The organism is Vibrio sp. J1-1, from assembly GCF_021728395.1.
GTDB lineage: Bacteria > Pseudomonadota > Gammaproteobacteria > Enterobacterales > Vibrionaceae > Vibrio.
Genome location: NZ_JAKKCM010000006.1, coordinates 22,889 through 43,548 on the forward strand (window position 1 = coordinate 22,889; position 20,660 = coordinate 43,548).

General features: G+C 44.0%; 19 protein-coding genes. 8 read left to right on the forward strand and 11 right to left on the reverse strand.

Annotation, left to right across the window (positions count from 1 at the left end; all coding sequences use genetic code 11):
- Positions 1-46: 46 nt before the first annotated feature.
- Positions 47-946 carry an AraC family transcriptional regulator gene (locus L3V31_RS11030; RefSeq protein WP_237316332.1) on the forward strand — a complete coding sequence of 300 codons (900 nt, stop codon included), beginning with the start codon at positions 47-49 and terminating at the stop codon, positions 944-946.
- Between the two features lie 141 nt (positions 947-1,087).
- Positions 1,088-1,183 (forward strand): amino acid--tRNA ligase-related protein, encoded by a 96-nt coding sequence (locus L3V31_RS11035; protein ID WP_237316105.1) that lies wholly within the window; start codon positions 1,088-1,090, stop codon positions 1,181-1,183.
- 75 nt (positions 1,184-1,258) lie between these two features.
- Here the strand turns inward: L3V31_RS11035 and L3V31_RS11040 are convergent, their stop codons facing one another.
- The gene (locus L3V31_RS11040) at positions 1,259-1,477 is read right to left on the reverse strand and encodes a hypothetical protein (RefSeq protein WP_237316106.1); all 219 of its coding nucleotides are present in this window, start codon (positions 1,475-1,477) and stop codon (positions 1,259-1,261) included.
- 86 nt (positions 1,478-1,563) lie between these two features.
- On the reverse strand, positions 1,564-2,961 hold the full coding sequence (locus tag L3V31_RS11045; protein ID WP_237316333.1) for a PLP-dependent aminotransferase family protein: 1,398 nt from the start codon (positions 2,959-2,961) through the stop codon (positions 1,564-1,566).
- A 172-nt stretch (positions 2,962-3,133) separates the two neighbouring features.
- On the opposite strand from L3V31_RS11045, the gene L3V31_RS11050 reads away from it, so the two are divergent.
- On the forward strand, positions 3,134-3,391 hold the full coding sequence (locus tag L3V31_RS11050) for a hypothetical protein (protein ID WP_237316107.1): 258 nt from the start codon (positions 3,134-3,136) through the stop codon (positions 3,389-3,391).
- A 607-nt stretch (positions 3,392-3,998) separates the two neighbouring features.
- Positions 3,999-5,189, forward strand: a complete 1,191-nt coding sequence (locus tag L3V31_RS11055) for an amino acid aminotransferase (RefSeq protein ID WP_237316108.1) — start codon at positions 3,999-4,001, stop codon at positions 5,187-5,189.
- Between the two features lie 69 nt (positions 5,190-5,258).
- Here L3V31_RS11055 and L3V31_RS11060 read toward each other — a convergent pair whose 3' ends face one another.
- Positions 5,259-5,900 carry an outer membrane beta-barrel protein gene (locus L3V31_RS11060; RefSeq protein ID WP_237316109.1) on the reverse strand — a complete coding sequence of 214 codons (642 nt, stop codon included), beginning with the start codon at positions 5,898-5,900 and terminating at the stop codon, positions 5,259-5,261.
- A gap of 206 nt (positions 5,901-6,106) precedes the next feature.
- Between L3V31_RS11060 and L3V31_RS11065 the strand changes: the two genes are divergently transcribed.
- Positions 6,107-7,996, forward strand: coding sequence for a DUF294 nucleotidyltransferase-like domain-containing protein (locus L3V31_RS11065; protein ID WP_237316110.1), 1,890 nt, complete (start codon positions 6,107-6,109; stop codon positions 7,994-7,996).
- Between the two features lie 8 nt (positions 7,997-8,004).
- Complete coding sequence (locus tag L3V31_RS11070) at positions 8,005-8,724, forward strand: 3'-5' exonuclease (RefSeq protein ID WP_237316111.1); 720 nt, start codon at positions 8,005-8,007, stop codon at positions 8,722-8,724.
- Between the two features lie 72 nt (positions 8,725-8,796).
- On the opposite strand, the gene L3V31_RS11075 is transcribed toward L3V31_RS11070, so the two are convergent.
- Both L3V31_RS11075 and L3V31_RS11080 read right to left on the reverse strand, forming a co-directional pair.
- Positions 8,797-10,680, reverse strand: coding sequence for a methyl-accepting chemotaxis protein (locus L3V31_RS11075; protein ID WP_237316112.1), 1,884 nt, complete (start codon positions 10,678-10,680; stop codon positions 8,797-8,799).
- Between the two features lie 209 nt (positions 10,681-10,889).
- The gene (locus tag L3V31_RS11080; RefSeq protein ID WP_237316113.1) at positions 10,890-12,461 is read right to left on the reverse strand and encodes a BCCT family transporter; all 1,572 of its coding nucleotides are present in this window, start codon (positions 12,459-12,461) and stop codon (positions 10,890-10,892) included.
- Positions 12,462-12,853: 392 nt separating this feature from the next.
- On the opposite strand from L3V31_RS11080, the gene cosR reads away from it, so the two are divergent.
- A complete protein-coding gene (gene cosR / locus L3V31_RS11085; RefSeq protein WP_237316114.1) occupies positions 12,854-13,342 on the forward strand; it encodes a MarR family transcriptional regulator CosR in 489 nt (162 codons plus the stop codon).
- A gap of 37 nt (positions 13,343-13,379) precedes the next feature.
- On the opposite strand, the gene L3V31_RS11090 is transcribed toward cosR, so the two are convergent.
- From L3V31_RS11090 to L3V31_RS11115, 6 genes are all read right to left on the reverse strand, one after another.
- Positions 13,380-14,018, reverse strand: a complete 639-nt coding sequence (locus L3V31_RS11090; protein ID WP_237316115.1) for a response regulator transcription factor — start codon at positions 14,016-14,018, stop codon at positions 13,380-13,382.
- Positions 14,011-15,366 carry a cache domain-containing protein gene (locus L3V31_RS11095; protein ID WP_237316116.1) on the reverse strand — a complete coding sequence of 452 codons (1,356 nt, stop codon included), beginning with the start codon at positions 15,364-15,366 and terminating at the stop codon, positions 14,011-14,013. Before L3V31_RS11095 ends, L3V31_RS11090 begins: the two co-directional genes overlap by 8 nt.
- A 256-nt stretch (positions 15,367-15,622) precedes the next feature.
- Positions 15,623-16,909 carry a TRAP transporter large permease subunit gene (locus L3V31_RS11100; RefSeq protein WP_237316117.1) on the reverse strand — a complete coding sequence of 429 codons (1,287 nt, stop codon included), beginning with the start codon at positions 16,907-16,909 and terminating at the stop codon, positions 15,623-15,625.
- A gap of 12 nt (positions 16,910-16,921) precedes the next feature.
- Entirely contained in the window at positions 16,922-17,461 is a 540-nt protein-coding gene (locus L3V31_RS11105; RefSeq protein ID WP_237316118.1) for a TRAP transporter small permease subunit, read from the reverse strand.
- Positions 17,462-17,580: 119 nt separating this feature from the next.
- Positions 17,581-18,669 (reverse strand): TRAP transporter substrate-binding protein, encoded by a 1,089-nt coding sequence (locus L3V31_RS11110; RefSeq protein ID WP_237316119.1) that lies wholly within the window; start codon positions 18,667-18,669, stop codon positions 17,581-17,583.
- Positions 18,670-19,194: 525 nt separating this feature from the next.
- A complete protein-coding gene (locus tag L3V31_RS11115) occupies positions 19,195-19,596 on the reverse strand; it encodes a hypothetical protein (RefSeq protein WP_014232370.1) in 402 nt (133 codons plus the stop codon).
- A gap of 336 nt (positions 19,597-19,932) precedes the next feature.
- Between L3V31_RS11115 and L3V31_RS11120 the strand changes: the two genes are divergently transcribed.
- Positions 19,933-20,613: a DUF2982 domain-containing protein gene (locus L3V31_RS11120; RefSeq protein WP_237316120.1), complete on the forward strand. Its 681-nt coding sequence runs from the start codon at positions 19,933-19,935 to the stop codon at positions 20,611-20,613.
- The last annotated feature ends 47 nt before the right edge of the window (positions 20,614-20,660 follow it).

A 20,660-nucleotide genomic window follows, 5' to 3' on the forward strand; every position in this document is an offset into this window, starting at 1 on the left:
ACTGACAGACGATAGTGATTCTTTCATCCCGGTAAGGTCTGATTCTGTGCAAGAACAAGAGAAACCTACGTTCAAGTTGGTCCCGGAAATTGCTTTGCTAGAACCATTGCCAGAGCACTGGCGAAAGCGCTTTAGCAATGCACTGCATCTCATGCACGAAGATCTTTCTGTACAAAGGTCATGGGAGAACATCGCCACTGAAAGTGCGATTTCTCCCTATCATTTTCATCGTCAGTTTACTGAATTGTTTAGCGAAACTCCCGGACAATACCTTATCCGTTTACGTCTTCAGGTAGCGGTTAACTTGCTGCTAAATGATAAGCCGTGGAGCGTTATGGATATTGCTCAATACTGTGGTTTCTCTTCCTCTCAGGCTTTGGGCAAGGCTCTTAAAAGAGAACTCGGAGTGACAGCGAAACAGATACGAAAAATGGGATATGAATCCACCCCGAGCGAGACCACAGATTTTATCGCCAAACTTGCTCACCCTGGTTCTCAACATTCTCTCGAAACAGCATTAGCAAATGCTATGCCTACTGAAGTAGTTTGGTATCCTCAGAGAGGTATGAAAAAGGTTAATCTGGCAAACCCAGACTGGGACGCAGTCCTTGAGCACTATGGTAAAAAGTCAATACGCTTGCTTGGCGCGACACCGATCAATCAAATGGATCGAAACTGGGAAGAGATTGAGACCTTTATCGGTGACTGGCAAGTAGAAGAGGCATTACACGATTTTGTTATCCCCGAAGGCTACTACTTGTGCGCAGACGTTTACCTCGTCTCCGACGTTGCCTACTGTGCTGCTCTTGAAGCGATGTTTGATATTGCAAAGGAACAGAAACTAGAAATAGATGAGCAGGCATTTCTTCTCGAAATAGTTCGTGATATCGAAATGACACTAACTGGAGGAGCGACATTTTCGTTTCAAATTCCCATTCACATGTGACTTGAAGAAGCGCTAAATGGCTGATAACAGTAGCCAAGAGAAAATTTCATTTGATACTGAGATTATACCAATCATAAAAAATCCAATATTATGCAACAAAGCCATAGAAAATGATGACCCAATATTATATTTGGATTAACTATGGGTTACGAACGTTTGGTTTCTTACGTAACAGGTATGGGCGACGTTCGTGATGTAATCCCATTCCCACGTACTCCTCGCTCAGCGAACTTCTAATCACTTTTTAGTGATACAAAATTTAAAAAGACCTCCTAAGTGGAGGTCTTTTATTTTGTCTGGCACTCATACTCGTTAAGTATTACTTTCTTCTTGATCGGCTTTCACCGCATATCTCACACCCACAAAACACAGGCTAAAGATAACGAACGGAATGACCGCTGCGGTGTATTCAACCCACGCATAGTGTGCAAATGATTTAGCCAAAATAAGGTGTGCAAACACAAGTAAGAAAGCACTAAATATCGCCACCATGATCAGTGTTACTTCATGTTTTACTAACTGCTTTTTCATCATCACTCCTAGCTAACAGGTTGTTATCTCGTTGATTAAACCACATTCAAAGTAAGATGAACTGATACAGTTATTGTGAAAAACGTCTAAACAGTTGTCAGTAACTCGCCTATTTTCTTGATGGCATTTTCTAATGCTCCATCGACAGGCATGGAAGTATTAAGCCGCAGGTAGTTTTGAAACTTGCTATCGCTTGAAAACAACTTCCCATATGCCACGGTTATCTGTTGTTGCAACAAAGCTTGATAAATCGACTTGCTGTCCGTCCCATTTGGCAACTTAACCCATACAAAGTAGCCACCTTCAGGTACGTTATAAGTCAGGTTTTGGGGCAAGTAACGTTGTATAAGTTCAATGAACAAGCTTTGGCGCTGTTGCATGATTTTTCGCAGCTTTCTCAAGTGATTGTCGTAGCTGTCATTTTGCAGATAATGGGCGATACCTTGCTGAATCGGTGCACTCCCAGACAAAGTAGAGATAAGTTGTAGCTTTTGAATCGGTTCGTTAAAGCGATGGCTCACAACCCATCCTAGCCGGTACCCCGGACAAAGACTCTTAGAGAGTGAGGAGCAGTGAAGCACTCGCCCTTGCGTATCAAAGGTTTTAAGAGAAGCCGGTTTATTCGCCGTGAAATACAACTCGGAATAGACATCATCTTCAATTAAGAAGACGTCGTATTGTTCCGCCATCCGGACAATACGTTCCTTTTGTTCATCAGACAGCAATGTGCCAGTCGGGTTGTGAAAATTCACCATCAGCCAACAAGCGCGAACAGCATGTTTTGCAAATATTGCTTCAAGCTGTTCAAGATCGTGCCCGTTTTGGCTGTCTACCGGAACCTCGATTGCCTTCAGCCCAAGACGTTCTATCGCTTGAAGCGCGCCATAAAAAGCAGGTGACTCCACGACAACCGTATCTCCGGGCTGAGTAACCGCTTGCAAGCTCAGATTCAACGCCTCGAGCGCACCTGAGGTGATCACAATATCTTCGTGCGTAGTCGATATGCCTTGCTGTATGTACCGTTGCGCAATCAATCGACGTAATGACTCACTCCCCGGAGGCATGTTATCAAGCAAGCTTTTTGGTCCCATTTTACGGCCAGAACTGGCTAGGTTGCGGTTTAACGCTTCGAAAGGGAATAGTGTGGCGTCGGGAAAAGCAGAACCCAGACGCACAGCATCGGGCAATCCTTGCTGTTTAAGATAATCGTATAACTCATCATTGAAGGTAGATGGGTAAGTAGGCACGACTTCATTACTTGCCTCAAAACGCTCTAATTCGGCCGTGACATAATAGCCGGATTGAGGTTTAGCGCTTATCCAGCCCTGAGCTTCAAGTAACTGGTAAGCCTGTAATACCGTCCCCGCACTCAGTGAATGATTACGGCTGGTCACACGCACAGATGGCAGCTTCTCCCCTGCTCTCCAGGTGTTCTGCTGAATCTGAGTTTTAAACAGCTCAGCTAATTGACGGTATCGATTCATCATTCTCTCACTTTGACTTCGGGTGCACCTTAGCATACTTCGCTTCGAAATTCTGATAGCTGATTTATCGTTCTTGCAAGGTAATTAATCGATCTTAGTCCGATGAATTGTCGATCCGAAGTGTAGAATTATGTTCCATACTTTCAAAGGAATGACGTTTTTGGAGGAAGTTATGAAAGTGTTTACCATGGATGATCTCTCATACCGAGGAGCGCATAAAGGTGTCCATAGCTGGGACCACCCTGGTGCGACCAATCCTTATTATTGGCACCCTGACTGGTTACATATTGCTGAAGATGCAATGGGTGTACACAAAATGGCGGATCTTGTTGTACCACCGGGTGAAGAGGCAACGGAAGAACATGCCAAAGAGGCGATTATAAAACACCTCAACAAGGAAAACTCTGAGGAAGAAAACGCAGACAAATAAATACGTTTCAGAGCTCCTATTCTGTATGTGCGCCTTCATAAACTAGCTAGACCACGGCGACCGAATCCGACGGTCGCTGTAGATTGGCGCATTTTCCGCCAAGTGTCTTCTAATTCACGCTGTTTGGGGTTATATCAAGTGTTATTGATATCGAAAAAACGGCATCAGCCCTTATTTTCTCTCCAATGTAGTCAAAGATCTAATTCCTTCCAAATCAGCGATAAAAGTTACTAGTGAGAAATCCACACCTGAAGTCCTACTTCTGCGATTACTCAGCGCTAGTCCGCTGCTTTAGCTTTGTAACGAATACATCTAGAGTTTTGCCTAATTTAGCAAGCAGAATCGCGTAACTTCTCAATAACAAATCACTCCCTACAGCCCCTTTCCGTAAACGATTGCGTCAAGTGGGCAAAAGTGTATCAATTCGCGATAAAGCTCGCTGCTAATTCCCCTTATCAGCACCGTTAGCGTGCCAAAAATCTGGTTTATCTTCGAATTCGATCTCTAATCGAATCTTTTTTAGGTTTTCTTATCAGAAGGTGTTGTAACAAGTAATGCTGAAAGGTATAAATACGGGCACACCCTTCGATTAACATGGATGAAGATTATGTTTGAAAAAGTAGTAGCCGCTCCGGCCGACCCTATTCTTGGTCTTACAGAAGAATTTAAAAAAGATGCTCGCGCAGAAAAGATTAACCTTGGCGTAGGTATTTACAAAAACGAACAAGGTGAAACCCCTGTTCTTGCAACAGTTAAAAAAGCTGAAGCAGCACTTATTGAGACTGAAAAAACCAAATCTTACCTAACAATCGAAGGTACAGCGGAATACGGTCTGGCAGTACAAAAACTACTATTTGGTGACGATGCAGAGATCGTTGCAGACAAACGTGCAAAAACAGCTCAAGCGCCAGGTGGTACAGGCGCACTGCGTGTTGCTGGTGAGTTCATCAAACGTCAGCTAGGCGACGTTAAAATCTGGATCAGCAACCCTACTTGGGCAAACCACAATGGTGTGTTCACTGCGGCTGGCATCGAAACGGCTCAATACAGCTACTACAACGCAGAAACAAAAGACAAAGACTTCGATGCAATGCTTAACGATCTTCAAGCAGCTTCTGAAGGCGACATCGTTCTTCTACATGGCTGCTGCCACAACCCTACTGGTATCGATCCAACAGCAGAAGAGTGGGAAACACTGGCTAAGCTAGTTGCAGAGAAGAAATTGCTTCCTCTATTCGACTTCGCATACCAAGGTTTCGCGAAAGGTGTTGAGGAAGATGCAGCAGGTCTGCGTACGTTTGCTAAGTACAACAAAGAAATCCTAGTTGCTAGCTCGTTCTCTAAAAACTTCGGTCTTTACAACGAGCGTGTAGGTGCCTTCACTCTTGTTGCTGAGTCAGAAGAAGTGGCAACAACAGCATTCTCACAAGTTAAAGCAATCATCCGTTCTATCTACTCTAACCCACCAGCTCACGGTAGCGCTGTTGTTACGCATATTCTAAACGATGCTGACCTTCGTGCAGAGTGGGAAGCAGAAGTAGCAGAAATGCGTGATCGTATCCAAGAGATGCGTGAGTTGTTTGTAGCAACACTGAAAGAAGAAGGTGTAGATGCGGACTTTAGCTTCATCGAACGTCAAAACGGCATGTTCTCTTTCTCTGGTCTATCTAAAGAGCAAGTGAACCGTCTGAAAGAAGAATTCGGCATTTACATTGTCGGCTCTGGCCGAATCAGTGTGGCTGGCATGACTAAGTCAAACATGGGTCCACTATGTAAAGGCATTGCAGCTGTACTGTAGTAGCCAACGCGATAAATAAATAAAGGTCAGCACTTGCTGACCTTTTTTGTTTTCCTGAATGATGCCGGATTAGTAAACAAACTTAAGACTTAAGCCCACCTCGTTGATGTAATCGGAGCTGGCTCCCGAGTAGTCCGTATCTCGGTATTGGTAGTAAATACCGCTACCAATAACATCATGCCACTGATAGTTGAAACCAATTTTATATTTGTTTTCGTCAACAATATCGCTGCGATTGGCTTCAATCTCAGCATTAACAGTCAGCGTTTCACTCAACAGGTAGTTAAAGCCAAATACAGCCGCGTGTAGGAATTCCGATTCGGATACCAGTGTTTTATCCGTATCGTCATCCGTTGCTTTTGCCTTAATTGCACCCAAACGATAAACACCGTAAAGGTCGAGTTGTTGAGTTATGCCATATCGGTAACCACCACCAAACGTTAAACGATCGATGCGCAGCGTATAAGTGTCTGGGTGAAAAAACTGGGCGGAATAGTCTGCATTAAACAGCCAGTTGTCCGTGAGCAAATAGTTACCACCAAAATCAATCGTCGTAACATTAGCATTTTCTAACCAATCTTCGTTGGTTGTCCCTGCACCAACGTTTAGATAAATGTGTTCATAACCAAATTTGTCCGCTTGTTCCGCCTCTGAAGCACAGCTAAGTGCAGAAAAAAAACATAGCGGCACAAGTAATAAACTTCTCAACATTCAATTTCCTTTCATGAGAATCAATAGATGTTTTCGTAACCCAATTTTACTCATTCAACATCCACGATATTAGCCGAACGACGTTACCATTGTCTTGTTACAAGTCGGAATCTTATGATTAAGTGCTCAAAACGACAAACGAGTAAGACTCTGTTTTAAAACTAAGTTAAGATTACTTTATTACTTGAAAATCAAAAGGCAACCTTATGGATGCAGAACTTCTCGAGATTTATAACTTTCTCGCCAAGTACCCCCCTTTTAACGAACTCCCAGAAGAAGCGCTAAGCAAAGTCACCGAGAGTGTCGAAATTTCGTATTATCGAGAAGATACTCCGATTATCCACTTTGGAGATGAAGTTCAAGAACTCTTCGTGGTGAGAAGTGGTGTCGTTGAAGTTTACCGACGCAAAGGTGAACTTTATAGCAGACTAGATGAAGGCGACCTCTTTGGTCAAATGGGCTTGCTTACCAATAATAAAGTTCGTTTTCCTGTAAAAGCGATCGATGATGCCCTGATCTACTGTATCCCTGGCGACGTTTTCCAGGAGATGTACGATACCTACGACTCATTCGCTGACTTTGTCGAAGTAGAAAACAGCGCGCGACTGCGCATGGCTATCTCTGAAAATAAAGAAGCCAATGATCTCACGACTTCCAAAGTGAAGACTTTGCTAACGCGTGACACTCCAACGATCGAGCGTGGGCAGTCGATTCAAGAAGCGGCAAAAATTATGGCGGAAGATAACGTCTCGTCTCTGCTTATTATTGATCCAGATTTTGTACGAGACGAAGACGACCCTCAGTCGCCAGTATTAGGCATTGTCACCGACAGAGACTTGTGTGCGCGTGTACTGGCCGAGGGTTTATCTCCACAAGAAGATGTGGCGACGGTAATGACTACCGAAGTTATCTCACTCGATCATAACGCTTACATCTATGAAGCCATGCTTAAAATGTTGCGTTATAACGTACACCACCTCCCTGTGGTGAAAGATCAACAGCCAATCGGTATCATTGAAACAACAGATATTGTTCGCTACGAATCGCAAAACTCATTACTGCTTGTAAGCAGTATTTTCCACCAGCATACCATCGAAGAACTGGCGGCAGTTGCTGAAGAAGTGAAAAGCAGTTTTGTTCGTTTGGTAAACGAAGACGCCAATTCTCACATGGTCGGAAGTGCTATGTCCGTAATTGGTCGAAGCTTCAAACAACGCTTACTGGAAATGGCCGAAGAAAAGTTAGGTCCGCCACCAGTCCCTTACTGTTTTCTCGCACTCGGCTCAATGGGGCGTGATGAGCAACTTTTGGTTACTGATCAGGACAATGCCATCATTCTCGACGAGAGCTATCAAGAAACAAAACATGGTAAATATTTTGAGGAACTAGCACAGTTTGTCAGCGATGGCTTAGATGCCTGTGGCTACAAATATTGTACAGGCGACATCATGGCGACCAACCCAATGTGGAGGATGACACGTTCACAATGGGAGGAGTGTTTCGCTGACTGGATCGACGATCCAAACCCGAAAGCATTGCTCAACGCATCCATCTTCTTCGATTTAGACGGCGTGTACGGGCGACTAAAATGGGCAGAGCAGTTAACTAGCTTTATCGTTCGTCGTGCACGTAAAAACAATCGCTTCTTGGCTTGTCTTGCACGTAACGCGCTAAACCGAACGCCTCCACTCGGGTTCTTTAAGAGCTTTGTGGTTGAAAAAGATGGACAGCATAAAAACTCAATCAACCTTAAACGTCGTGGGACAGCCCCTCTGGTCGATTTGATCAGGGTGCATGCACTGGCCGTTGGGTCTCGTACACAGAACTCTTTTGAACGTCTTGATGACATTATTGACGCAGGTATTTTGCCAAAAGGTCGCGCTCAAGATTTAAAAGATGCGTTAGAGTTCATCTCCATGGTTCGGATTCGCCATCAAGCGTACGATGTTGAAATGGGCATTGAGCCAGACAACAATATTGAACCAGAAAATCTGTCGGACTTTGAGCGTAGAAACCTTAAGGATGCTTTCCAAATCCTGAGTAATGGCCAAAACTTCCTTAAGTTTCGCTATCAAGCAAACAAGAGCTTTAAGTGAGGCTTAACATGTTAAAAAAGCTCTTTCAAAAGCCGACTATTCAATGGCACTCGAAGTTTAAACAAAAAGTTGAGATGGCGACGGATGAAAACCTGATAGCCTTTTACGGCACTGAGTTACCAGCGCCGGATACGCCGATTTCAGAAGTTGAGTTTGTCGCACTGGATTTAGAAACCACTGGCTTAGATCCTGATAAGAACGACATCATTACTATTGGGCTGGTCCCTTTTAACCTGAAGCGTATCTTTTTGCGAAATGCACGTCATTGGAAAGTAAGACCTAAACAAAAGCTGGATGAAGACTCTGTTATCATTCACGGCATTACTCATAGCGAGCTTATTGATGCGCCTGATTTAGGGGATATTCTCGATGAGCTGTTACCCTGTTTAAGCGGTAAGATCGTTGTGGTGCATTACCGTCGCATAGAACGAGAGTTTCTCGATAAAGGACTGCGAGTTCGCATCGGTGAAGGTATTGAGTTCCCGGTATTGGATACTTTTCAAATCGAAGAAGACATTCAAAAAAAACGACCGGGAAGCCTGTGGGAAACGCTAAAAGGCAAAAAGCCCGAATCGTTGCGATTAGCTCAATCACGACGCCGCTATGGCTTACCGGACTATACCCCTCATCATGCTCTGACTGATGCGATAGCAACCGCTGAACTGCTTCAGGCACAAATCGCGCACCATTACGATGAGAGTCAAACAATCAGCGAATTCTGGCTTTAGTCATACAACCAGTAAATTAAAAAGGAGCCAACGGCTCCTTTTTAATTTAACGCGAACTCTATATTTCGAGAGTTACAGCTTAAAGCGTTTGATCTCCTGCTCAAGCTCATGTGACAGCTCGGACAAATAAGCGGCCTGCTCTGCTGCCTGATGTGCTTCAGCTGAAAGCTCGTTAGAAACATCACGAATGCCTTCGGTGTTACGAGTAATCTCTGTCGTTACCGACGCTTGTTCTTCAGCTGCAGACGCTATCTGCGTTGCCATATCGTTGATTTGCTCTACCGCACTGTGAATTTGAGTCAGACTCGCCGCTGCTGAGTTCGCATCATCAACGCTGGTATCAGCCAGAAGACGGCTGTCACCCATGATTCCGACCGCTTTCTTCGTTGTACCCTGAAGCATCTCGATGGTTTCTTGAATTTCTTTTGTTGAAGCATGTGTACGTTGGCTCAATACACGAACTTCATCGGCAACCACCGCAAAGCCACGTCCTTGCTCACCAGCTCGCGCCGCTTCAATAGCCGCATTAAGTGCCAGCAAGTTTGTTTGTTCAGCGATATCTTGAATGGTCGATAAAATCGTATTGATGCTATTGCCGTGTGCTTCCAAATCCTGAATTACATCAGTCGCTACTTGCACTTCTTTGGCTAGATTCTGGATCGAGGTTTGTGTCTGCGAAACTTGGCTAGAGCCGTGAGCACAAGCACCTACCGCCTCTTCCGAATTGCTCGCCGTACTTTCTGCATTGCCCGCAATTTCTTGCGTAGCCGCCGCCATTTCATTAACAGCAGTAGCTACCATGTTGATTTCATCTTGCTGATAAGAAATACGCTGACTACGTTCTTCTGCTTGCTGAGCCGTGGTACGTGCTTGTTCAGACAGTGATGAAGAGACATGGCTTAGTGTGGTCACCATGGTATGCATGTTACCGACAAAACGGTTAAAGTTTTCTGCCAGTTTACCAACTTCATCGTCACTGCGTGGTTCAAGACGCTGAGTCAAGTCACCTTCACCAGAAGCAATCTCTTCCAGTGCATGAGATACTCTGTTTAGGTCACGGAACAAGAAGCCGACTAACCAAGAGACCGCAACAATTACCGCTATCGTAATCATCACTGCGGTGATCAGCAAATCGCGCAACAACACGGCGTTGCCCGCTTCTTCCGTCGCTCGATCCATCTCAATGGCAAACATCCAGTTCGTTCCTGATACTTTATGAAAGAAGTAGAGTTTCTCTACCCCATTGATCGTTGTACTTTCAATTTTACCTTCGTCAGCAGCGCGTTCGATCGCCTGGCGTGAAAAGTCTTTTGATAAACTGGTAATTGGCTTTAACGTTAAGCTTTTCTCAGGGTGTGCAAGAAAAGTTCCTTCGTTCATATCAATCAACATAGCGTTGGCATTCTTGCCAGCATCTAAGTTAATCACATCACTGATCAGCTGATCAATTAGAACATCGGCCCCGACGACCCCGATAAACTGACCATTCTTCATGATTGGCTCAGCAATAGTGACCAAAAGTGCATTGGTAATCGCATCTTGATAAGCCTCAGTGATGATCTGCTTACCCGCGACATTGGCATCTTTATACCAAGGACGAGTTCGCGGATCATAATCAGCTCGATTCCGCTCTGGGTGAGAACGGTACATTTCTCCTCTTGGCGTACCAAGGAAAATATCATCAAAGCCACCAGCTTTGCGTGCTTGCTGTAGGAAAGGAACAACGTCTTGTTCGGTCGAGTAATCGTTAAACGCTGTAGCAATTTCTTTGCGGATCGTAATCCAGTCAGAAATCCCTTCCGATGCAACGGTACTCAGGCTTTGTGCTCTTGAATAGACACCTGCAGAAGTCTGATCAAACAATTGACCAGCCGACAACCAAGTCAGTGCTGCTGCCATGATAACAACAGCCGAAAGACTCGCGCCGATAAGTTTTTGTTTTAGTGAAAGTTTCATATTTTTTATTTGATTTGGGAGGACAACCTAGAAAGCGTAAATATTACACTCTTTCTTGGTACTAATCACCAAGTTTCAAACAATCAAATACAATGCTAACTTATTGTAAGATATGAGATTTAACAGTGTCATTCTTTTGTCTATCGCCAGAAAAACAGCACAAAAAAAGCCAGCTAAGCTGGCTTTTAAAACGTAATATTTTATTTAGATTATTGACGCTCGGTTCTCATACCCATCAATAAGCTCACACACATCGCAAGCAAGATGATAGTGAATGGTAATGCCGTGGAGATAGCACCGGCTTGTAGAGCCTGAACGGCTTCCGAACCACCAATCCAAAGTAATGCAACAGCGATTGCACCTTCCATCAATGCCCAGAAAATACGCTGTGGCACTGGTGCGTCAACTTTACCACCTGCCGTGATGCTGTCGATTACCAATGAGCCTGAATCTGAAGAGGTAATAAAGAACACCAAAACCAGAACGATAGCAATAAACGACAGGATGTTCCCATATGGTAGTGAATCAAACATTTGGAACATGGCAAGCGACACGTCAGTCAGACCATTGGCACCTAGTTCACCCACTTTGTCAACCACCTGTTCGATAGCCAGACCACCAAATACAGACATCCAAATAACCGTTACTCCGGTTGGAACAAGCAGAACTGCTGTAATGAACTCTCGTACCGTACGACCACGGGAAACACGCGCGATAAACATACCTACGAATGGTGACCAAGAAATCCACCAAGCCCAGTAGAATACAGTCCAACCTTGGAACCACGCTTCATCAGTACGACCAAAAGGGTTACTTAGGGGAATGATGTTTTCTGCGTATGCCATAAATGTCGTAGGAATGGAACCTAAGCTAGCCGCCCAACCAATCAAAGCGACAAGAATAAGCAGTAAGAAAGCGACAATCATGTTGATGTTACTGATGACTTTTACTCCGCCATCAATACCACGAACAACCGATACCACAGCAAGTAATGTCACCACAGTGATCACGATCACCTGCAACCCAATACCAGCCTCGATACCAAACACATGCTGAATACCACTTGCGGCTTGCTGTGCCCCAAGACCCAGTGATGTCGCCAGACCAAACAGTGTCGCCAGTACCGCTAAAATATCAACAACATGACCTGCCCAGCCCCACGCTCGGTCACCCAGTAATGGGTAAAAGATTGAGCGCATCGACAGTGGAAGCCCTTTATTGTATGAGAAAAAAGCTAAGGAAAGCGCAACAATACCGTAAATTGCCCATGGGTGCAGACCCCAGTGGAACATCGTTGCACCCAATGCCAACCTCGCCGCTTCAGGCGTGTTAGCTTCGACACCTAACGGTGTTTCATACCACCCAGTGAAGTAAGCAACCGGTTCTGCAACACTCCAGAACATGAGACCAATACCCATACCGGCAGCAAACAACATAGCTAGCCACGATAAGAACGAGTAATCGGAAACTGCGTCTTTACCGCCGAGACGGATTTTCCCCATCGGGGACACTATCAGTGCTAGGCAGAATATAACGAAAATATTGCCTGAAATAATGAATAGCCAATCAAATGAACCAATGATTTGCCATTTGATTCCATCAAGTACCGTCTTAGCTGTGTGTGTATCTAGAACTAATGCAGCAACAAGAAACAGCGCAATTAAACCCGCACTAATCCCAAAAACAGGGTTATGTACGTCAAACCCCCATTTTTGAACGTTATCCTGACCTACCGTATAGTCTGTACTATCGATACTGTACTTATCTATACCTTTTGTCATCGTTCCTCTCTTTATTTTTGTAATCTTTACGCACCAAACAAAAATCGTTCGAACACGATACGTTTTACATTCTACGAAGGCCTAAAATCCTAACATTTGAGGTCTTTTTGTCTAGAATTTTCATAAGAAATCCACATTTATTACCTTTTAATCAGAGATTTCTGACCAAAATAGTGCAACATGCTGCATTAATAGTTAGACCACAAACAATTGTTGCTATAATAATTCTGGGGCGTGATATGTCACTTGCACTAATCGAAAAATAGAAATTTGAGCAATCAAACAAGTGCAGAAAACCAATCAAGGGAATTTTTTTACTCACCCCTTTAAATAACAAAGCATTTGAGTTAGTGTCGCCTCGTTAAATGTTCCTACAGACTGGATGAAAAAAATTGGAAAAGTACGAAGAAGTATTGGTCTCGATTCGTCAGATCATCCGCGCTATTGATTTACACTCTAAAAAGCTGAGTAAAGAGTCTGGTCTGACTGCACCTCAGCTGATTTTAATGCGTGCTATCAACGAGCTAGATAACGTAACGATCAAACAGTTGTCTAGCCATACCAATATGAGTCAAGCAACGGCGACAACCATTCTCGATCGATTAGAGCGAAATCAGTTTGTAGAGCGTCGTCGTAGCGTGGAAGATAAGCGTAAAGTGCACGCAGTACTGACAGAAAAGGGACAAGAAGTGTTAAAGCAAGCACCTACCCCGCTGCAAGAGCATTTCATTAATCGATTCCAGAAACTGGAGGAGTGGGAACAAACCCTGTTATTGTCTTCAGTGCAGCGTATTTCGACCATGATGAATGCAGAAGATATTGACGTTGCCCCAATGCTTGAGATTGGTAGCATCACCGGTACAATTCCCAAAGCAGAGTAATCCTCTCTGCCAGTGCTCGCCTGACGCGGGCACTGCGTTATTTTGTAAGTCCTGTCTCATATGCATATTTGGCTAACTCAGCAGTCGAGTGCAGATCCAATTTGTGCTTAATATTGTGACGATGTGTTTCAACTGTTCTGTAACTGATGCTGAGTAATGTGGCGATTTTTTTGCTGCTATTCCCCTGTGCGACGAGTTTGAGTACCGCTTCCTCCCTCCGGCTAAGTGGGTTGGGCCTTTGATTGATAGGCATAATATCTTGGGTGAACAACGTCTGGGTGACGGACTCACAAAAATAGGTGGAACCCTGGTTAACAGTTTTGATGGCCTGAACCATTTTCTCTGCAGAAATCTCTTTCAACATGTAACCAACTGCCCCCGCTTGCATCACTTTCATGATGTACTCACGATTATCATGCATGGTTAACATCAGAATTCGGCTCTCAGGCACTTCCTCTTTGATGATTCCCGTTGCCTCAATGCCGTTCATTATTGGCATACTGATATCCATAAGTATCACATCTGGATGAAGATGTTTGGCTACTTCTATTGCTTCTAAGCCGTTACTGGCCGTACCGATGACTTCAATATCCGGTTCTAACTCCAGCCGTGCCATAAAACCATCTAAAACCACCTGATGATCATCGACAATCAACACACTAATCGGTTTATCCATAAACACCTTCATCCAAATTTAGCAGCACGGTAATTTCCGTCCCCAGACCAAGCTCGCTCATCAGCTCAAATTCACCACCAATAAACTCAACACGCTCCTGCATGTTTCGCAGCCCAATCCCTTGACGGTGGACCGCTTGGTTGACAACAAATCCAATACCATCGTCACGTATTAGTAATTGCAGCATATCGCCCATTTTTTGCAAAATAACCGTCACTTTTTTCGCTTTCGCGTGCTTTTCGATGTTGTTCAATGACTCCTGAGCAACTCGGTATAAGGTGGTGGCAACTTCCGAAGTCAGTTTTTGCTTTTGGGTATCAAAGTGACTATCAATATCAATCCCGGAGTGAGAGTGAAAATCCTGTAGTAAAGTGGTGAGGGCTGCCTCCAAACCAATATCGTCCAATGCACTTGGCCTCAACTGATGGGAAATATGCCGAACTTCATTGATGGCGGTAACCAACGAGCGCTGAGATTTATCTAAGTGCTGCTTGAGGTTTTCATCTTCCAAACGATGACTCATCAGATCTAAATGGCATTTGCTAGAGACCAACAACTGATTGATGCCATCATGAAGCTCTCGCGCCAAATGTTTTTTTTCATCTTCCTGAAACATCACGGTTTTATAAGCTAACTCTTTCAGATGTTTATCTGCAAGGCGATGTTCGTGCAAGTTAATAGCAAGGGTTAATACAATGATCACTGCAACTGTCACGACCAGAATCACAACAACCGAAAAGAATGTAGTTTCGATATTTTTGTTCACTGCCGCGCGCATATTGGCCACTTCCAGGCTAACGTCTTCAATGTACAACCCAGTACCTACCATCCACTCCCACTTCTCTAACCAACCAGCATAGCTAAGCTTTGGGACGACCTCGCCCGTCGAAGGTTTTTGCCATAAATATTGGTGAAAACCACCACCGGTTTGCGCTTGATATAACAGTGCCTCAATGAGCCGATCGCCATTTTCATCTTGGAGGCCAAGGAGGTTCTTCCCGACTAAATCAGGTTGCGCTGGGTGGACAAGGTTAGTGCCATGTTTATCGTAAGCAAAGAAATACCCATCAGAACCATAGGATAAGTGGTTTAAAATCGCTTTTACACGGGCTTTGGCAACGTCTTCTTCAATCGTTGTGTCATTATAGATGTGGATGATGGCGTCAAAAGCAACGTCAACGGTATCCTTTAGCGCGGCTTCTTTTGACTGAATGAGGTTTTGGTGGAAAAGCTCCACTTCTCGCTGACCAAGGGTCTTAGCCTGATAGATAGAAATCCAACTGATACTGGCTGACACCAATACCACAGGTATCAGTGTCAGCAGAATTAACTTTGCTTTGAGAGGCATCCCTTCCCTCCATGAAACGCTGCTCCAAGCGTCAACGTATAATACCAATCGTAGTAAATAACTGGTCATTCTAGCTTGTCAAAATACTCGATAACTGCGTTACAATTTTTGACTGTAGAATAACTACTTATCGAAAAATTGTGCCTTATCCTCAAGCATTTTTTCTATGCTGCTTCTGACCACTTACTGTAATGGGTATAGGCAGCTTAACAACATGTTTCAAAAGGTGGAATCTCTCAGGTCACAAAACCTCCTTTTAGCCCATACCGTAAAAGCTAGGGAAGAACAAAAGTGACGCAAGTACGACTATTTGAATAGCGATAAACGGCATCACACCCTTATAGATATCCCGTGTTGTTACACCAGTTGGCGCAACCCCTTTTAAGTAGAACAAACTAAAACCAAAAGGTGGGGTTAGAAAAGAGGTCTGTAAGTTCATTGCAACCAAAATCGCAAACCACGTCATATTAATACCTAGCAGCTCAGCGACTGGCGCAAGGATAGGAACGATAATGAAACAGATTTCGACGAAATCGATAAAGAAACCCAGAATCAAAATGACAAGCATGGTGATGATTAGGAAGCCCCATTTTTCGCCCGGAATATTCAGCATCCACTCTTCTACTAAGTAATCACCACCAGTGTAAGTAAAGGCCATAGAGAAGGCGGTCGCGCCAAGTAATATGGCAAATACCATTGCAGTGACTTTTACCGTCTCTTTCGAAGCATCATAAACCATCGTCCAACTAAACTGCTTGTACAACACAGCAAGGACAATCGCGCCTGCACCACCCAATGCCGCCGATTCTGTTGGCGTGGCAACACCTGCGAAAATAGAACCTAATACCACAATGATTAGGGCTAGTGGCGGCAGCACCGCTTTTAGTGCACTAATGACTTCTTCTTTGCGGCTAACAAATTCATCACGCTCAATAGGCTGAGCCGCGCCCGGATTCAATTTTGCGTAAATAAGGATATATATTACGTACGCAGCCACCAAAGTAATACCCGGCCATATTGCCGCTTGGAATAGGTCACCGACAGGCACTCCTAATACATCCCCCAACAGGATCAGCACGATGGAAGGAGGAATGATTTGTCCTAACGTACCTGACGCACAGATGGTGCCACACGCTAGGCCTTTGTCATAATTGTACTTTAACATCACTGGCAGTGAGATCAGTCCCATCGCTACCACTGATGCGCCAACAACACCTGTCGATGCGGCAAGTAATGCACCGACTAATACCGTAGAGATCGCGATACCACCACGAACCCCACCAAACAGGCGCCCCATTGATTCTAATAACTGCTCTGCGAGCTTTGTTTTTTGTAGGACAAGCCCCATAAACACAAATAGTGGCACGGCCATTAGCACCGTATTTTGCATAATCGATTGAATACGGTATGGCATAAAGGCAAACATTTCTATGCCTTCCGCCCAAACACCAAAAATCAGCGCAATGCCGCCAAATGTAAAAGCAACAGGGAAACCCAGAAGTAGCGCAAATAACGCTACAAAAAACATGACTATACCGATCATAATAACTTCCTTTTACGACTTACCGCTTTTGCCGGCATAGATAAGATAAGGATTAACGATTTTATTGATTGAGTGCAGTAGCAAACCGATACCACTCACCGCCATGAAAAAGAACGATAATGGGATCATTGCCTTGATGATCCAACGATAAGGCAAACCACCAGGGTCTCCAGATGTTTCCCCTAACGCGTAACTTTCTTTGGCAAAGTCAATACCAAACCAAGCGACCAATAAGCAAAAAGGAAGTAGGAAAAGTAACGTGCCTATCATGTCGATGATCGATTGCGCTTTGTAAGACAACCGTTCATAGAAGATGTCGACTCGAACGTGACCGCCAGATTTGATGGCGTAAGGTACACCCAGCAGAAAGACTGAGGCAAACAGGTGCCATTCCATTTCCTGAAAGGCGATCGAAACATCGTTGAACACGTAGCGCATGACAACGTCGTATACCACATTCAGTAGCAGTAAGATGAAGAGGATGCTGGACAACCACCCCAAAAAATCACTGAAGCGGTTAAACATCCGCTCAATATAAATAAGGCTTCTCATTCCTGACTCCGTGGAACGTATGGTTGAGCTCCGCTAAAACGCGGAGCATTTTATTATGCGTTTTTCTTGGGCTTCACTGGCCGCCCAAACCACGCAGGCTTGGGCAGCCTACTCACGTATTAGTCAGTTTGACTGTTTAGATACGCTCGTTGTGAGATGTTAGTCCATTGACGAACTTGCTCCATGTAGGCAGCCTGAGACTCTTGTATCTCTTTGGCTAAAGCATCTTCTTCTGCGTGTTTTTTCAGAAGACGATCATTCGCTTCTTTCATTGCCGCCATAACTTCAGGTGGGAAGTCTTTTACTTCTACGTTCGGGTATTCTGACTTAATCGTCGCCCAGTTTTTTCCACTTTCGTGTTTAGACTGGGTGTACATATCGTAAGCGGATGCTTTCATTGCTACTTTTAAAATCGCTTTCAGATCATCAGGTAGCTTTTCCCAAGTACGCTTGTTGACTAGGAACTGAAGCTCTGTCGCAGGCTCATGCCAACCTGTGTAGTAGTAAGGTGCAATTTTGTGAAAGCCCATGCGAAGGTCTAGAGAAGGACCAACCCACTCAAGTGCATCAATGGTGCGACGCTCAAGAGAGGTGTAGAGCTCGCCCGGAGCAATATTGGTTGGTTTTGCGCCCAATTCGGCCAAGATTTCTCCGGCAAATCCAGGGATACGCATTTTCAGACCTTGAAGGTCATCCAATGTTTTGATTTCTTTTTGAAACCACCCCCCCATTTGAGTATCAGTGTTACCACCAGGGAAGGACATCAGGTTATGAGGAGCGTACACTTTTTCCATCAGTTCCATACCACCACCGTAGTAGAACCAAGCATACTGTTCTGTAGGCAACATACCGAAAGGCATTGAAGTAAAGTAGAGTGTGTTAGGGACTTTGCCTTTCCAGTAATAAGACGCTGAATGGCCTAAGTCGTATTGACCTGATTTGACCATGTCAAACACACCAAAAGGTGCTTTGTGTTTGTTCGCTGAGTCAATACGGATTTGTAGACGACCGTTTGACATTTCTTCTGCCATTTTAGCCATATTTTTCGTGGTATCGCCGAAGATAGGAAAGTTAGGTCCCCATGTTTCTGCAAGTTTCAGGCGGTAGACTTTCTCTGCAGCATTTACAGAAGTTGCGGCAAATGCCATCGCGGCAACCACAGCGGTAGTTTTCAGCACTCTTTTAAGAGATTTTTGGATCAAACTCATCGTTCACGTCCTTTGTCACCAAGGTTATTGTTATCATCCATTTCACAAGGATTTGTATTACACCAAGTAACGAACAATGTGCTTTTCTAAAGTTGTCCTCTTAAAATAACGCAGCATCATTTGAGTTACAGGGCGTAACTTGATGCTAAAGATGTATCAATAATGTTGATTCTGAAATCGGCAGGAACACGCAATTTTTAGTGCTTATTCCTCATACACTAGCTATTGGTAGTACGTATTTATACGTAGGTCATTCACCAACCAAAATTTCAATACACAATAAAACAGTAACTTAAGATGATTTTAAAGCGGTTAAAAGCTGAAAACTACGTAAGTGTTATCTTCCCAAAAAATTTACAAATTACTTAAAGAATTGTGACAATTGCCAATTTAACGTTGCTAGACTTACCGAAGAAGGAACAGAAATACGAAGGTAACGGGACTTTAGGTCGCTCGGTAAAAAAATACCCCGACGATGGTCGGGGTATTAGAGAGCGGTATCTTAATAAGATCGACGACTTAAAACTAAATCGCTTTATAGATAACTTTGTTACCTGCCAATTGCTCTTTTTGAACTAGGTTTTCTTCAAGAAGCTTCTTCAGAGCGCCAGTTGCCCATGATGCTGCTTTAGTGTCTTCTTGACCTGCAGCAAGGCCGATGCCTTTAGGGTTAATACCGTCCGCATTTGCGACAACAATATCTAGCACTTGTTGCTGTTTTGGAGTTAGCGCAACTTCTACTGTTTTCGCTACAGCTACTTTCTTCTCAGCTACTACTTTCTCCGCAACAGCTTTCTCAGTAACAGAAGGTGCTGCTTTTTCAGCAACAGGCTTCGCTGCTTTTTGTACTGCAGCAATGTTTGCTACTGTCGCTTTAATGCGTTTTTGCAATTTCATTTGCACTTTACGCTTATGAGCAAGTCTCATTGAATATGTCTCCAGTTCACTGCATCTCAGCAGGGATGAAAATTTGAAGCGCGTTTTATACCAAAATTCGCAAGCAATTTGTAGGTTTTAGCGCCGAAACGCGATGAAAAATGCGCTCAAAACGCAGAGCGTCTAGAATTTATACAGATAATTTGTGAACTGTTTTATTGAATACTGGGTATAAAAACAGAGGTTTTTTATCCACCAAGTGCAATTTATTTCACAATTGCAAAATGAAGTAATCGCACCTCAATTAGCCTAGAAACCAAGTTAAATTAGATCGTGATTGCCGGGAAAGCACTTGGGTATTTTTGTTGAATCAATGAGGTTAAAAGCATGGAAACGCTACATCTCACAAACTCACATTTTAAGCCTGGATCTGTTCTTACCCGAATAACCTTGTTTGTTGTCGCTCTGATAACTTTGTTTCTGGTTTTGATATCACCTGGCTGGAAGCAGGCTATATTGTCTGTAATATTAATGGCGGCTATTGTCGGGTTTGCAGTAATGATGATTAAGAAAAGCCAAGTTTCATTTACGCTAACCGCAACCCACTTTCAACAACACCTTTTTAAAGGTGGCTGGGTCGTTCGCTGGTGCAATATTGAATCGATAGGTATTTGTAGCTATCAACAAGATGGATGGTACCAGCCACTGCCTTGGATTGGCGTACGTTTAAAACACTATTCTCCCTACCTTGATGCGATTTGTCCTCGCATAGCAACAGAAATCCTCCTAAGCCAGCGTGCGCTCCTGTATTTAGGGGCCAAACAAAATCAATGTGAAGAAAAGTTTGAAGATATGGTGCTAGACCCAAGGCCATACCTGAGTAGTGAGGGAAAGCATTACGATGGCTTACTAGCAATTCTCGCGAACAGGATGAAGTACCAGCGAGATTTTTATGGTTATGACGTGTTTATCTCAGTCAGTGATTTGGATAGGGAAGCCGAAGACTTTGTCGGGTTAACTCGACGGTATTTAGCTGCCGCCGAGCCAGACTTACTCGAGAAAAAGTAGCTTTATGCTCCCCGAGTCAGCCATTAAATTACCCGATATTTTCCGAA